This window comes from Streptomyces capparidis (assembly GCF_054782095.1).
The window spans coordinates 257,630-270,302 of record NZ_BAAGTD010000002.1 but is presented as its reverse complement, the minus strand read 5'-3'; the positions used below and the strand labels follow the sequence as shown (position 1 = coordinate 270,302).

Here is a 12,673-nt window from a genome sequence, read left to right as displayed (position 1 = left end):
TCAGATCTTCTCCCCGCGGGCCCGCATCACGGCGACGGCCTTCTCGATGCCCATGGCGTCGATGGTCTTGATGCCCTTGGCGCTGAGGGTGAGCCGGACGTGACGGCCCTCGCTCGGCAGCCAGTAGCGCTTGCGCTGGATGTTGGGGTCGAAGCGGCGCGAGGTGCGCCGGTGGGAGTGGGAGATCGAGTTGCCGAAGCCGGGCTTGCGGCCGGTCAGTTGGCAGTGGGCGGACATGGGTCTCCAGGGGAGTCGTCGGTACGCTTCATCCCGAGCTTACTGAAAATGAAAACCGTTTTGATACAGTGGTCGCCATGGCACGCAACGAGCTGCGCCCGGTGATCAAACTCCGCTCCACCGCGGGGACCGGCTACACCTACGTGACCCGCAAGAACCGCCGCAACGACCCCGACCGCCTCACCCTGCGCAAGTACGACCCCGTCGCCCGCCGCCACGTCCTGTTCCGCGAGGAACGCTGACCGGCCAGCCCTCCGCCCGAATGAGCCCGAACGAGGCAGCCACCATGAAGCCCGGCATCCACCCCGAGTACCGCCCGGTCGTCTTCCGCGACCGCGCCGCCAACTTCGCCTTCCTCACCCGGTCCACCGCGAACAGCGAGAAGACCGTCGAGTGGGAGGACGGCAACACCTACCCCGTCATCGACGTCGAGATCTCCTCCGCGAGCCACCCCTTCTACACGGGCACCGCCCGGGTGGTGGACACCGCCGGGCGGGTCGAGCGCTTCGCGCGCCGCTACGGCCGCCACACCCGCTGACAGAAAGGCAGGTCACCCATGGACAGCCGCCCCGGGCTGCCCGTCGTCCTGGTCGCCGGGCTGCACGAGCGGACCCGGCAGGACGCCGTGTGGGAGCTGCTGCGCACCGTGCCCGGCTCCGTCGTGCTCCACCACGACCTGTCGGCGGCGCCCGACGGCACGGTGCGGCGCGTGGTGCGCGACGCCTCCCGCGTCCTGGACACCGGCGACGCCCCGCTCGTCAACGACTGCGCCTGCTGCGCCCTGCGCGAGGACCTGGTGCCCGAACTGCTGCGCCTGGCCGAGCTGGGGACCTGCCGCCTGGCCGTGGTCGAGCTGTGGGACTCCGTGGAGCCCCGCGCCATGGCGGAGATCGTCGCCGCGCGGGACGGCCTGCGGCTCACCGGCGTCGTCACCGCCCTCGACCCGTCGCTGCTCCTGCCCTACCTGTCCTGCGGCGACGACCTGAGCGAGGTCGGGCTCGCCGCGGCGCCCACCGACGAGCGCACCGTCGCCGACACCCTCGTCCGGCAACTGGAGTACGCCCCCGTGCTCGCCCTCGCCGCCGACGCCTCCCCCGACCCCGGCGACCTCGCCCTGCTGCGCCAGCTCCACCCCACAGCCCACCGGGTCCCCCTCGGCCGCGGCCTGCTGGCCCCCGCCGCGCTCGCCGGCTTCGACACCGAGGCCGCCGCCGACCGGCAGCACCCCGCGTGCGCGCTGCTGCCGCAGGAGGCGGACGAGCACGGGGTGTCCACCCTGGTGTGGCACCGGGTGCGCCCGTTCCACCCCGGTCGGCTGCACGACGCGCTGGAGGACATCACCTGCGCCGCCGCCCGCAGCCGGGGCCGCCTGTGGCTCGCCGACCGGCCCGACACCCTGCTGTCGTGGGACGCGGCGGGCGGCGCCCTGTGCGTGGAGGAGGCGGGCCCGTGGCTGGCCGCGCTGCCCGACGCCGCCTGGGAGCTGGTGCCGCCCGTGCGCCGCGCCGCCGCCGCGGTGGACTGGCACCCCGAGCACGGCGACCGCGCCCAGCACCTGGCGTTCACCTCGCCCGACCTGGACCGGGACAACCTCACCGCGCTGCTGGACTCCTGCCTGCTCACCGACGAGGAGTACGCCGCGGGCCCCGCCGCGTGGCGCACCCTCTCCCGCGCCTTCGACGACCTGCTGTCCCCCGCCGACTGACCCGCCCCCGGAGCACCCCATGCCCAAGCACCGCCCCGCGACCGACCGCCGCAAGCCCCGCCCCAACCCGCTGGACGCCGCCGGGATCACCTACATCGACTACAAGGACACCGAGCTGCTGCGGAAGTTCATCTCCGACCGAGGCAAGATCCGCTCCCGCCGGGTCACCCGCGTCACCGTCCAGCAGCAGCGCGCCCTCGCCCGCGCCATCAAGAACGCCCGCGAGATGGCCCTCCTCCCCTACGGCAGCACCCCCCGCTGACCCGCCCGCCCGCCCCGGAAGGACCCCGCCATGGCAGTCCCCAAGCGCCGCATGTCCCGCAGCAACACCCGCCACCGCCGCGCCCAGTGGAAGGCGACCACCCCCGACCTGGTCCCGATCACCATCGAGGGCCGCCAGCACCTGGTCCCCCGCCGCCTGGTGCGGGCCTATGAGCGGGGGTTGCTGCTGCCGGAGGAGTGAGGAGGCTCCGGAGGCTCCTTCTCCGCCGCATGGCACCGCCAGAAGTCCTCCTCGTCCCACTCCCGCGCCAGTTCCACGAAGCGCCGCCGGGCCTCGCCGCCCCGGCGGCGCTCGGCGTCTCCGGGCACGTCGCTAGGCGGCGGTCGGTGCCGTCGTGGGGCCGTCCGCCGCGCCGCAGTCGCGGCACAGGCCCGGTGCCGGGGCGCGGAAGGCGCGGTCGCAGCCGTCGCAGGTCTGGAACGGGTCGGGGCGCGTGTGTGGGGCCTGGGCCGCGGCCGGGAGAGGCGGCGGGAGCAGCGCGGTGAGGCGGTGCGCGAGGAGGGCGGCGGGGTGGCGCAGGTCGGGCGGGATGCTCGCGGTCAGCGCGCGGCGCAGGGCCTCGGGGGCCGCGCCGCGGCGCAGCCAGGTGGCGGCGGCCGGGGTGAGGCGGTGCACGTCCCGCTGGGAGAGCAGCAACCGGGGATCGTGTCGGCGCAGCTCGGCGAGGACGGCCGCCGCGGTGCGGTCCTCTTCGGAGGCGGGCGGCCGGGGCTGCCCGTGCGCGGGCGGCGGTGCGGGACGGGTGGCGGCGGGGGCGGGCGGGGTTTCGGAGCGGGGTGGTTCGGGCTCCTCGGGGGCGTCGGGCACGGCGGCAAGACCCGGGCGCTGCGTCCGCCGGGCGGCGGCTTCCCGAGCCATGCGGGCACGGGTGGCCTCGGGGTTGTTGAAGACGTAGGTGCGAGTGACGATCTGCCCCTCGGGGGTGCGCTCCCGCTCCCGCTTGATGTACCCGTGCTGCTCCAGCTCCCGCAGGGCGGCGGCGACACGGTTCCGCCCCTCGGGGAAGCGCTCGGTCAGGGTCCTGATGTCCACCTGGGCGCCGTCGGGCAGCGACTGGAGGTACACGCCCAGACCGATCGCGATCAGGGAGAGCTCGGCATGCTGCGTGAGGTGGTCCCCGATGATCGTGTACTGGTCGGGCTGGTGCTCACTCACTCGAATGACTCCCCCGGCGGATCGGCGAACGACGAGAACGGTTCGCGTGCGGACGCTAAGCTGCTGTTCAGCCATCGGGAAGGTCTCGCTTCCTGGGTGGTAAGGCCCTCGATCGGGATCGCTACTCCCGGCCGGGGGCCGCGCGTTTTCTGGTGCTCTGACGAGCGGGAGCCTGCCCTGCCTGAGCGTCCGTTCGCCAGCCGAGTTAAGCCGATTCACCCGACTGAGTGACATGGGTGAGGTTTGGGCGGGGATGGGTGGGGTTTTCCGAGGTTCTTTCCTCGAGGTTCTGGGGTTTAGATCTCCCGAAACCCCGAAGGCCAGGCCCACCGCAGCCCGCCCGCCCGGCCTCCGGTTCAGGTCCGAAGGCCCAGCTCCGCCCAGACGGTCTTCCCGTGCCCGGGGCCGCTGGAGGCGCCCCAGGTGTCGGCGAGCTGCTGGACGATGCGCAGGCCGTGGCCGGATCGGCCGTCGGTGTCGTGGGGGCGGCGGACGGCGGGGAGGTGCGCGGGGCGGGAATCGGCCACCTCGATCCTGAGCCTGTCCGCGCCGGTGAGGGTCAAGGCGAGGCGGAAGGTCCGGCCCGGGTCGCTGCCGTGCAGGGCGGCGTTGGCGCACAGTTCGGCGATGACGAGGCGGGCGTCGTCGGGCGGCACGCCCCAGTCGGCGAGTCGGCGGCAGGCCAGGATCCGGGCCTGGCGGGCCCCGGCGGGGGTGCCGGGGAGCCGGACGGTGAAGCGGCGCAGGGGCGCCGGGGCGGGGGAAGCGGACGTGTCGGTTCGGGTGATTTGCTCATTCACGTCACTGAGCGTGGCGAGGCGTGTCTAGGCTGAAAAGCAGCGACGCCTGTACCGAGGGTGACCGTGCGGCCGTGGTCCGGCATCTGTCCGGCCGGTCCGCCGTGACCCGCCCGGCGCGGGCGGCGTTGGACTCGGACGCGTCGGAGGTGGGGGCGGCATGACCCTGAGCAGCGGCGGAACGGGCAAGGACTACACCACGGACGGGGCGGACGGCCCCGGGTGGGACCCGGGCCTGGACGACGACACCGGGCCGGTGGTGCGGGCGGTCGGCCGCCAGATCAAACTCTGGCGCGAGGCCGCCGGGCTGAAGCAGGCCGAGCTGGGCGCCAGGATCGGCTACGGCGAGGAGATGGTCGGCGCGGTGGAACGCGGCCGCCGCATCCCCAAGCCGGAGTTCCTGGACAACGCGGACAAGGCCCTGGGCGCGGGCGGGCGCATCTCGGCGATGAAGGGGGATGTGGCGGAGGCCAGGTATCCGAAGAAGGTGCGGGATCTGGCGAGGCTGGAGGCGGAAGCGGTCGAGCTGGGGGCGTACAGCAACCACAACATGCATGGCCTGCTTCAGACGGAGGAGTACACACGGGCGTTGTTCGAGATGCGGCGGCCGTCGTACACCGAGGACGAGATCGACCGGCAGGTGGCGGCCCGTATGGCCAGGCAGCATATCTTCGCCCGGACTCCGTTGCCCACGCTGACATTTGTCCAGGAAGAGGTGACGCTACGGCGCCCGATCGGAGGCAAGATGGTGTTGCGGCGGCAGCTCGAACGCCTCCTGGAGCTGGGCCGGTTGCGGCACGTGGAGATCCAGGTCATGCCGACGGACCGTGAGGACCACGCCGGAATGGCTGGCGAGCTTCGCGTCCTGAAGCTCAACGACGGCAACACGGTGGGGTACTCCGAAGCCCAGCTCACCAGCCGCGTGGTCTCCAACCCCAGGGAGGTCCACGTCCTTGAGATGCGCTATGGGATCATCCGGGCCCAAGCCCTTACGCCGCGCGAGTCGCTAGCCTTCATCGAGAAAGTGCTGGGAGAGACATGACCTCGAAGCCGACGCTGAAGTGGATCAAGAGCAGCTACAGCAGCAACGATGGGCCGGACTGCGTGGAGGTAGCGGCGAGCCCCGGCGCGATCCATGTCAGGGACTCGAAGAACCCCGATGGCCCGCAACTCGCGTTCATTCCTGAGGCATGGACGGCCTTCGTGGCCTTCGCCGCCCAAAGGGGGTGACGGCCCCCGTGAACTGGGTCAAGAGCAGTCACAGCACCAACGACGGCCCTGAGTGCATCGAGGTCGCCGCCACCCCCGCCACCATCCACGTCCGCGACTCCAAAAACCCTGGCGGCCCCCACCTCACCTTCACCCCCGAGGCCTGGGCCGCCTTCGTGGCCTTCGCCGTCGGGCGCTGACGAGGGCACCGGCCCCTGCTGTCTGCGTCGTCCTGCCCTGGGCCGTCAGCAGGGCGGCGCCGCAGTCGCACCCGTCGGCCCTCGCGGGGGCCTGGTCGGCATGGTCCCCGACGAGGTCCGGGTGGACCGACGGGGGCTCGCGAGCCCGGAAACCGTCGCCCGCCTCCCGGTCGGAGCGTGGGTCGGCACGGCAGAATGAGGCCGTGAGCGACGAAGACGTGGATCTGGCCGACTTGCTGGGAACCCAGGAATCCGCCTGCCTTGAGTTCAAGCGCAGCCCCAAGCGCGAGGGCAAACGGGGTGACGCCATCGGTAACGCGGTGTGCGCCATGGCCAACGACCTGACTGGTCGTGGTGGGGGGGACATCCTCGTGGGAGTGGACGACAAGGGTATGCCTGTCGACGACGTCGACCTGAGCGATCGCGCGCTCCTCCAGCTCACCGAGATCCGGGACTCCGGCCTCATCCTCGACCGTCCGTCCCTCACGGTCGAGCGAGCCGTCTACCGAGGCAAACCCGTCGTCCGGCTCCACGTGGCCGCGTCCGCGACCCCGCCGGTGCGGTTCGACGGTGTCATCTGGGTTCGCCCGGGCCCCACCACGCGCAAGGCCAACCGGGAGGACGAACGGGTTCTCACTGAGCGGCGACGAGCCAAGGACCGCCCCTTCGACACGCGCCCGCTGGAGCTGGCCCGCGTCGATGACCTGGATCTGAATGTGTTCCGGCAGTCGTATCTGCCTTCCATGGTCGCCCCGGACGTCATCGAGGAGAACGGCCGCCCCATCGACCTTCAGCTCTCCTCACTCCACCTCGTAACCTCCGACGGCACGCCGACCACCCTCGGTGTGCTGGTGGTCGGACTCGATCCCACCAGTCATGTACCCGGGGCCTACGTACAGTTCGTCCGCTACCAGGGCACCGACCTCGACGCCCCGATCGTCGACGAGCAGGAACTCCGACAGAACCTGGTAGGGCTCTCGGCGCGTCTGGAACCCCTCATCCGCAGTAATCTGCGCACGAGGCTGGCGGAGGACGGCTTCCGGGAGACACCCCGCCCGGACTACCCGCTCGATGCGTTGCGCGAGCTGTGCATGAACGCGCTCATGCACCGGAACTACGAGACCTCCTACGCGCCGACCCGGATCGTCTGGTTCGACGACCGAATTGAGATCACCAATCCCGGCGGGCCGTTCGGGCAGGTCCGGGGTGACAACTTCGACCGTGTCACCGACTACCGCAATCCGTCCCTGGCAGCCGCGATGAAGGGGCTCGGATATGTGAACCGGTTCGGCCGGGGCATCGGGCGAGTAAGGAGGGCACTGGAGGACAACGGGAATCCGCCCGCCGAGTTCGAGGTGGACGATTCGTCGTGGGTCGTCGTGATCAGGAGGGCCGCATGACATCGATCGCGCTGTTCAACAACAAGGGAGGCGTGGGAAAGACCACCCTCACCTACCACCTGGCCCACATGATCCGGCGCCTCGGCCTGAGCGTTCTCGCCGTGGACCTGGACCCGCAGGCGAACCTGACCTCCATGTGCCTGGACGAGACGGAGATCGAGGAGCTCTGGGAGAACCCCTCCGAGCTCATCAACCAGGGCGCGGTACCGGCGGGCCTCCCCGGGGCCGGACGGGTTCGCAGCGGGCAGACCATCGCCGACGCCGTCCGTCCCATCCTCGAAGGGATGGGTGACATCGCGGCTGTCGAGCCCGTCAGGCTCCAGCCGGACCTCTGGTTGTTGCCCGGCAGCCTCGACCTCAGCCGCTTCGAGGACAAGCTGTCCAACGAGTGGTCCCGTGCCTACGCGGGCGACATCGCGGCCATCCGTACATCGACGGCGTTCCACCGGATCATGGAGCAGGCCGCGCGGGCCGTGGACGCCGATGTCGTGCTGATCGACGTCGGCCCCAACCTGGGAGCGATCAACCGGGCCGCGTTGATCTCCGCCGACACGGTACTGATGCCCTTGGCCGCGGACCTGTTCTCGCTCAAGGGCCTCAGCAACCTGGGGCCGACACTGCGCCAGTGGCGTACCGACTGGCAGCAACTCGTCCTCCCCAGGGTGCCGCAGAACATCTCCGCACCCCAAGCCGAGATGCGGCCCCTCGGGTACGTGATCATGCAGCCGGAGATGCGCCTCGACCGGCCGGTCAAGGCGTATGAACGGTGGCTGAAACGGATCCCATGGGTCTACTCCTCGGCGGTTCTCGACGAGGCGCAGCCCAACCACCACAGCGATCACCGCATCGCGACCATGCGGAACTACCGGAGCCTGATGCCGCTGTCGCACGACGCGAGGAAGCCCATGTTCGATCTGAAACCGGCCGACGGCGCCCTGGGCAGTACCCAGCAGTACGTGAAGACCTGCTTCAAGGAGTTCCAGACGCTGTCCCGCGAAGTGCTCGAACGGATCGGTGACCCTCTGGAAGAGGGGCAGGCAGTGGCACCGGCCGGCCCGAGCTGACCTCAACTTCGCAGTGACGGTCCGTCCGTCCCCTTCACGCCAGCACGTCCCGCAGCGCGTCCAGTAGGCGGCGGCCCGCGTCCAGGCGGTCGGCGGGGAGGTCGTCGAGGTGGCCGACGAGGGCGCCGAGGGCGGAGTGGTGGAGGTGGCGGTTGTGGTGTTCGGTGAGTTCCAGGGCGAGGGCGGCCTGGCCCGCGAAGAGGGCCAGGAGGTCCATGCCCGCCAGGGAGGTGCGCAGGTCGGGGTCGCGGTCGAGGACTTCGAGAACGCCGAGGACGCGCTCGCCGCACAGCAGGGGGGCGGCCATCAGGGCGGACGGGACGTAGTGGGTGGCCTCGGCGATGTCGCGGGCGAAGCCGGTGCGGCCGGACAGGTCGTCCACGGTGACGGGCTGGCGGGAGCGGACGACCCATCCGGCGATCCCGCGGGAGGCGGGGAAGCGCCTGCCGATCAGGAACTCCTCGCCCTGGCCCGCCACCGCGGCGAAGACCAGCTCGTCGCGGTCCTCGTCCAGCAGGAAGATGGAGCTGGCCTGGGCTTCGAAGATGGCCCGCGCCACCTCCACCACCGACTGGAGCAGCCTGCGGTGGCTGAGGGTGAACTCGTCGGGCGGCAACTCGTCGGGCCTGGCGGGCCGCAGCGGTCCGTCGTCGGTCATCGGGTTTCCCTCACATTGGCCGAGGTGAGCATGAGCAGGTGCTTGACCTGGAACGGGCGCAGGCCCGGGTGCCGGGACAGGATCAGGGCGCAGCGCCCGGCCACGTAGGGGGTGGCGAAGCTGTTGCCGGAGCAGACGGTGGTGCCGCCGCCGGGCCAGGGCACGGTGACCTTGCTGCCGCGGGCGAAGAACTCCACCGGCGGGGCGGGGTTGTACAGGACCAGGTCGGGGTCCTCGCGTTCGTGGCTGCCGACGGACAGCACGGAGGAGAACCGCCACGGGAAGCTCTCCACGGGCGTGTTGTGCGCGGAGGCGACCAGGACCACGCCGGAGAAGTAGGCGTGGTCGGCGAGTTCGCGCAGCGCGGGCGCGAAGCCGCGGCGGGTGGTGGACAGGCTGAGGTTGACCACGTCGAAGCGCTGCTCGACGGCCCAGCGCAGCCCGGCGATCAGCGCGTCGCCCGCCCCGGTGAGGCCGGAGTCCAGCACCCGCAGGCTGTGCAGTTCGCACTCCGGCGCCACCTGCCGCACCACCCCGGCGCAGGCGGTGCCGTGGCCGCAGGAGTCGCCCTCGGTGTCGGGGACGACGGTCAGGTCGCCGGACCCGTCGCGGCGCACCACGTGGGACCCGGCGAGCGGGCCGACCAGCGGGTGGTCGCCGTCCACGCCGGAGTCCACCACGCACACCCGCACCCCGGCGCCGGTGGAGCCGCCCCAGGCGTACTCGGGGGTGGGGTCCTGCGGCCACGGGGTGGTGAGGGCGATGTCCTCGGGGCCGCGGCCGACGAGCTTCCAGGTCAGCGGCGGCGCGGTCACGGGCCTGCTCCCTCGGTCGGGGCGGATGCGAGGCGCTCGGCCCGGGCGGCGCCGACGAGGTGGCCCTTGTCGGTCAGGCGGCGGTGCGCGGACGACGCGGCGGCGCGGGCCCGCTCCCTCGGCCGCGCGCCGTCGGGGGCGGCGCGGGCCAGGTCGGTGAGGGCGTGCGCCAGGTCGAGTTCGGCGGCGGCGAGGCTGAGCGGGGACTCGGTGCCGCGGGCCGCGGTGAGCGCGACGTCCAGGTGGGCCAGGGCGGCGTCGGCGTCGCCGCGGCGGGCCAGCGCCCTGCCGTGCAGGGCGTGCAGCTCGGCCGCCGCGGTGGGCGAGTCCGGGGTGTGCTCGGCGTCGGCGGGCCCCGCGACCTGCCGGGCCTCGTCGTGCCTGCCCTGGTCCAGCAGCACCCGGGCGAGGTCGCGGGTGGCGGTGGCCAGCAGTTGGGCGTCGCCGAGCCGCCGCAGGTCCTCCCGCGCGGAGCGCAGCAGCGCCTCGGCGTCCGCCCACCGCCCGGCGAGCGCCTCGACGTTGGCGGCGAAGACGTCCACGGCCGGGACGGCGAACAGGTGCCCGAGGTCGCGCAGGGTGCCGGTGGCCAGCGCCAGCCGGTCCCGGGCCTCGTCGAACCGGCCCCGGGTGGCGAGCAGCACCGCCATCGGGCAGGACAGCGCGGCCTGGGCGAGCCGCCGCCCGTCGAGTTCGGCGGCGAGCAGCCGGGCGCACCGGTCCAGCGCGGCGGGCACCGGCTCGGGGCCGAGCCACAGCGACACCCCGAGCGCGCCGACGGTGCCCGCCCGCTCCAGCTCGGCGCCGACCCGCCCGGCGTGGTCGAGGGCGCGCACCAGGTCGTCCAGGGCCCGGGCGTACCGTCCGGCGCTCTGGTGGGCCTGGCCGACGCGCAGCCAGGCGCGGGCGAGCCCGAGGTCGTCGCCCGCCCCGGCGAGCACGGGCAGCGCCGCGCGGGCCACGTCCAGGGGCGCGCCGACGCCGGGGTGGCCGGGGTCGAGGTAGGCGAGCTGGAGCCGGACCCGGGCGGCGGTGGCCTGCTCGCCCGCGGCGACGGCCTCGTCGTGCACGGCCCGGAACGCGGCGACGGCCTCCTCGGTCCTGCCGGTGGCGACCAGCGCCTCGGCGAGCGCGGTGCGCAGGTCCAGGCGGGCGGGGCGGCCGGGGTCGCCGTCCGCGCAGGCGTCGTCCGCGCAGGCGTCGTCCACGGCGCGGGCGCGCTGGAGCAGGGCGCCCGCCCAGCGGACCTCGCCGCGGGCCAGGGCAGCGGCCCCGGCGGCGGTGAGGTGGTCGGTGGCGGCGGCGCCGGTGTCCCTGGCCCGCCGGTCGAGCACGCCCAGGGCGTGGCGCTGCCGGAACGCCCGCTCCAGGTGGCCGCCGACGGTGACGTGGTCCACCTCGCCGTGCGGCCGGTCCAGCAGCCACGCGGCGAGCCGCTCGTGCCGCTCGGCCCGGGTGGCGCGGGGCAGCCCCGCGTAGGCCACCTCCTGGAGGAGCTGGCTGGTGAAGCGGTGCGCGGACGGGTCGACGGGGTCGGGTTCGAGCAGCCCGCGCCGGGTGACGGCGGCGAGCAGCGGGTCAGGGTCGGCCCCGTCCGGCGCGGCCTCCCGCCACACCACCCGCACCTGCGCGAGGGGCACCTCGCGGCCGACCACGGCGGCGCACTCGACGAACGCCCGCTCGCCTGCGGGCAGCCGGTCCAGGCGGGCCTCCATCACGCCGCGCACGGACGGCGGCACCGCGTCGGGGCTGCCGCCGTCCCGCAGCATGGCCACGATCTGCTCGACGAACAGCGGGTTGCCCCCGGCGCGTTCGGCGATCCGCTCGGCCACGCCGTCCCCGGCCAGATGCGCCACCACCTCGCCCGCGGGGTGCAGCAGCGCCACCAGGCTGCGGCAGTCGTCGGCGCCGAGCGGGCCCAGCGGCAGCCTGCCCGCGGGGGTGTTCCGCGCCCAGTCGGGGCGGTGGTCGAGCAGTTCGGTCCTGGCCACGCACAGCAGCACCACCGAGGCGGGCCCCACCCCGGCGGCCAGGCGCTCCACCGCGTCCAGCAGGTCGGGCTCGGCCCACTGCGCGTCGTCGAGCACGGCCACCACGGTGCGGTCCCGGCCCAGCGCGGCGAACAGGCGGGCCAGGGCCGCGTCCACCTCCTCGGGCCGGGTGCCGGGCGCCTCGCCGCGGCGCAGCCGGTCCAGCAGCCGCGCGGTGGACCCGGCCGCCTCGCCGCCGCCGAGCGCCGCGGCGGCCCGCTCGTGGAAGCCGCCGGTGCCGGGCAGCCCGGCGGCCGACTGCTCCAGCAGCGGGGCGAGCGGCGCCAGCGGCCCCGGGCTGCCGTACGGGGGGCAGCCGGTGACGGCGACCAGCGCGCCGCGGCGCAGCGCCTCCTGGGCGTAGGCGCGGGCGAGCCTGGACTTGCCGACGCCGGGGTCGCCGAGCAGGGTGACCAGGCGGCAGGTGCGGGTGAGGGAGGCGGCGCGGTGCTCGCGCAGCAGGGCGTCGAGTTCGGTGACCCGGTCCACCAGGGCGCAGTCGTTGCCGCGGCGCACCCCGGGCACCAGGTCCCTGGCCCGCACCACCCGCCAGGCGGGCACCGGCCGGGAGATGCCGCGCACGGTGAGCGGCTCCACGGGCTCGGTCTCCACCTCGGCGTCCACCAGCGCCCGGGTGGCGGCGCCGACCAGGATCTCGCCCGGCTCGGCGTGCTGCTCCAGGCGGGCGGCGACGTTCACCGTCTCCCCGGCCACCAGCGCCTGGTCGGCGCCCGGGGTGACGGTGGCGACGACCTCGCCGGTGTCCACGCCGATGCGCACGGCGACGGTGGTGCCGAGCTCGGCCAGCAGCTCCGCGTTGAGGCTGTCCAGCGAGGCGCGCATGTCCAGGGCGGCCCGCACGGCGCGCAGCGCGTCGTCCTCGTGCACCACCGGCACGCCGAACACGGCCATCACCGCGTCGCCGATGAACTTCTCCACGGTGCCGCCGTGGTCCTCCACGCACATCCGCATCCGGGTGAAGTAGCGGAGCATGACGTGCCGCAGGGCCTCCGGGTCGAGGCGTTCGCTGAGCGCGGTCGAGCCGGTCATGTCGCAGAAGACGACGCTGACGGTGCGCCGGGAGGCGGGTGTGTCGAGTCGTGGGCCCGGGCTGTGCATG

The 12,673-nt window shown here is 73.6% G+C and carries 16 protein-coding genes; 10 read left to right on the top strand and 6 right to left on the bottom strand.

All coding sequences use genetic code 11. The annotated features are described in order from the left end of the window. Nucleotides 1-237, bottom strand: coding sequence for a 50S ribosomal protein L28 (rpmB, locus tag ACYVO2_RS03255; protein ID WP_461005996.1), 237 nt, complete (start codon nucleotides 235-237; stop codon nucleotides 1-3). 77 nt (nucleotides 238-314) lie between these two features. On the opposite strand from rpmB, the gene rpmG reads away from it, so the two are divergent. From rpmG to rpmF, 5 genes are read left to right on the top strand one after another with little or no spacing between them, the layout of a single operon-like run. Continuing rightward, nucleotides 315-479, top strand: coding sequence for a 50S ribosomal protein L33 (gene rpmG / locus ACYVO2_RS03250; RefSeq protein WP_461005995.1), 165 nt, complete (start codon nucleotides 315-317; stop codon nucleotides 477-479). A gap of 44 nt (nucleotides 480-523) precedes the next feature. Continuing rightward, nucleotides 524-775, top strand: a complete 252-nt coding sequence (locus ACYVO2_RS03245) for a type B 50S ribosomal protein L31 (RefSeq protein ID WP_461005994.1) — start codon at nucleotides 524-526, stop codon at nucleotides 773-775. A gap of 18 nt (nucleotides 776-793) precedes the next feature. Next, complete coding sequence (locus ACYVO2_RS03240) at nucleotides 794-1,942, top strand: CobW family GTP-binding protein (RefSeq protein ID WP_461005993.1); 1,149 nt, start codon at nucleotides 794-796, stop codon at nucleotides 1,940-1,942. A 19-nt stretch (nucleotides 1,943-1,961) separates the two neighbouring features. Further along, nucleotides 1,962-2,204 carry a 30S ribosomal protein S18 gene (gene rpsR / locus ACYVO2_RS03235; protein ID WP_461005992.1) on the top strand — a complete coding sequence of 81 codons (243 nt, stop codon included), beginning with the start codon at nucleotides 1,962-1,964 and terminating at the stop codon, nucleotides 2,202-2,204. Between the two features lie 30 nt (nucleotides 2,205-2,234). Beyond that, nucleotides 2,235-2,405, top strand: coding sequence for a 50S ribosomal protein L32 (gene rpmF, locus ACYVO2_RS03230; RefSeq protein ID WP_461005991.1), 171 nt, complete (start codon nucleotides 2,235-2,237; stop codon nucleotides 2,403-2,405). 132 nt (nucleotides 2,406-2,537) lie between these two features. On the opposite strand, the gene ACYVO2_RS03225 is transcribed toward rpmF, so the two are convergent. Further along, on the bottom strand, nucleotides 2,538-3,380 hold the full coding sequence (locus tag ACYVO2_RS03225) for a helix-turn-helix domain-containing protein (RefSeq protein WP_461005990.1): 843 nt from the start codon (nucleotides 3,378-3,380) through the stop codon (nucleotides 2,538-2,540). Nucleotides 3,381-3,736: 356 nt separating this feature from the next. After that, entirely contained in the window at nucleotides 3,737-4,180 is a 444-nt protein-coding gene (locus ACYVO2_RS03220; protein WP_461005989.1) for an ATP-binding protein, read from the bottom strand. A gap of 157 nt (nucleotides 4,181-4,337) precedes the next feature. Between ACYVO2_RS03220 and ACYVO2_RS03215 the strand changes: the two genes are divergently transcribed. The 5 genes from ACYVO2_RS03215 to ACYVO2_RS03195 all read left to right on the top strand — a co-directional run bounded on the left by ACYVO2_RS03215 (nucleotide 4,338) and on the right by ACYVO2_RS03195 (nucleotide 8,050). Continuing rightward, nucleotides 4,338-5,219, top strand: a complete 882-nt coding sequence (locus tag ACYVO2_RS03215; RefSeq protein WP_461005988.1) for a helix-turn-helix domain-containing protein — start codon at nucleotides 4,338-4,340, stop codon at nucleotides 5,217-5,219. After that, on the top strand, nucleotides 5,216-5,407 hold the full coding sequence (locus ACYVO2_RS03210; RefSeq protein ID WP_461005987.1) for a DUF397 domain-containing protein: 192 nt from the start codon (nucleotides 5,216-5,218) through the stop codon (nucleotides 5,405-5,407). The genes ACYVO2_RS03215 and ACYVO2_RS03210 overlap by 4 nt, the downstream gene beginning before the upstream one ends. 8 nt (nucleotides 5,408-5,415) lie before the next feature. After that, nucleotides 5,416-5,586 (top strand): DUF397 domain-containing protein, encoded by a 171-nt coding sequence (locus tag ACYVO2_RS03205; protein ID WP_461005986.1) that lies wholly within the window; start codon nucleotides 5,416-5,418, stop codon nucleotides 5,584-5,586. Nucleotides 5,587-5,789: 203 nt separating this feature from the next. Next, complete coding sequence (locus tag ACYVO2_RS03200) at nucleotides 5,790-6,986, top strand: ATP-binding protein (RefSeq protein ID WP_461005985.1); 1,197 nt, start codon at nucleotides 5,790-5,792, stop codon at nucleotides 6,984-6,986. Then, nucleotides 6,983-8,050, top strand: coding sequence for a ParA family protein (locus ACYVO2_RS03195; protein ID WP_461005984.1), 1,068 nt, complete (start codon nucleotides 6,983-6,985; stop codon nucleotides 8,048-8,050). The genes ACYVO2_RS03200 and ACYVO2_RS03195 overlap by 4 nt, the downstream gene beginning before the upstream one ends. A gap of 34 nt (nucleotides 8,051-8,084) precedes the next feature. On the opposite strand, the gene ACYVO2_RS03190 is transcribed toward ACYVO2_RS03195, so the two are convergent. Genes ACYVO2_RS03190 through ACYVO2_RS03180 form a run of 3 tightly spaced genes read right to left on the bottom strand, consistent with a single transcriptional unit; the run spans nucleotide 8,085 to nucleotide 12,672 of the window. After that, a complete protein-coding gene (locus ACYVO2_RS03190) occupies nucleotides 8,085-8,708 on the bottom strand; it encodes a GAF domain-containing protein (protein ID WP_461005983.1) in 624 nt (207 codons plus the stop codon). Beyond that, nucleotides 8,705-9,523 carry a S8 family peptidase gene (locus tag ACYVO2_RS03185; RefSeq protein WP_461005982.1) on the bottom strand — a complete coding sequence of 273 codons (819 nt, stop codon included), beginning with the start codon at nucleotides 9,521-9,523 and terminating at the stop codon, nucleotides 8,705-8,707. Before ACYVO2_RS03185 ends, ACYVO2_RS03190 begins: the two co-directional genes overlap by 4 nt. Then, nucleotides 9,520-12,672, bottom strand: coding sequence for an adenylate/guanylate cyclase domain-containing protein (locus ACYVO2_RS03180; protein WP_461005981.1), 3,153 nt, complete (start codon nucleotides 12,670-12,672; stop codon nucleotides 9,520-9,522). Before ACYVO2_RS03180 ends, ACYVO2_RS03185 begins: the two co-directional genes overlap by 4 nt. Nucleotide 12,673 lies beyond the last annotated feature (1 nt).

What these genes read in the sequence shown, in the direction of transcription:
- rpmB (WP_461005996.1), bottom strand. Translation starts at nt 237, where the DNA reads ATGTCCGCCCACTGCCAACTGACCGGCCGCAAGCCCGGCTTCGGCAAC.
- rpmG (WP_461005995.1), top strand. Translation starts at nt 315, where the DNA reads ATGGCACGCAACGAGCTGCGCCCGGTGATCAAACTCCGCTCCACCGCG.
- ACYVO2_RS03245 (WP_461005994.1), top strand. Translation starts at nt 524, where the DNA reads ATGAAGCCCGGCATCCACCCCGAGTACCGCCCGGTCGTCTTCCGCGAC.
- ACYVO2_RS03240 (WP_461005993.1), top strand. Translation starts at nt 794, where the DNA reads ATGGACAGCCGCCCCGGGCTGCCCGTCGTCCTGGTCGCCGGGCTGCAC.
- rpsR (WP_461005992.1), top strand. Translation starts at nt 1,962, where the DNA reads ATGCCCAAGCACCGCCCCGCGACCGACCGCCGCAAGCCCCGCCCCAAC.
- rpmF (WP_461005991.1), top strand. Translation starts at nt 2,235, where the DNA reads ATGGCAGTCCCCAAGCGCCGCATGTCCCGCAGCAACACCCGCCACCGC.
- ACYVO2_RS03215 (WP_461005988.1), top strand. Translation starts at nt 4,338, where the DNA reads ATGACCCTGAGCAGCGGCGGAACGGGCAAGGACTACACCACGGACGGG.
- ACYVO2_RS03210 (WP_461005987.1), top strand. Translation starts at nt 5,216, where the DNA reads ATGACCTCGAAGCCGACGCTGAAGTGGATCAAGAGCAGCTACAGCAGC.
- ACYVO2_RS03195 (WP_461005984.1), top strand. Translation starts at nt 6,983, where the DNA reads ATGACATCGATCGCGCTGTTCAACAACAAGGGAGGCGTGGGAAAGACC.
- ACYVO2_RS03190 (WP_461005983.1), bottom strand. Translation starts at nt 8,708, where the DNA reads ATGACCGACGACGGACCGCTGCGGCCCGCCAGGCCCGACGAGTTGCCG.
- ACYVO2_RS03180 (WP_461005981.1), bottom strand. Translation starts at nt 12,672, where the DNA reads ATGCACAGCCCGGGCCCACGACTCGACACACCCGCCTCCCGGCGCACC.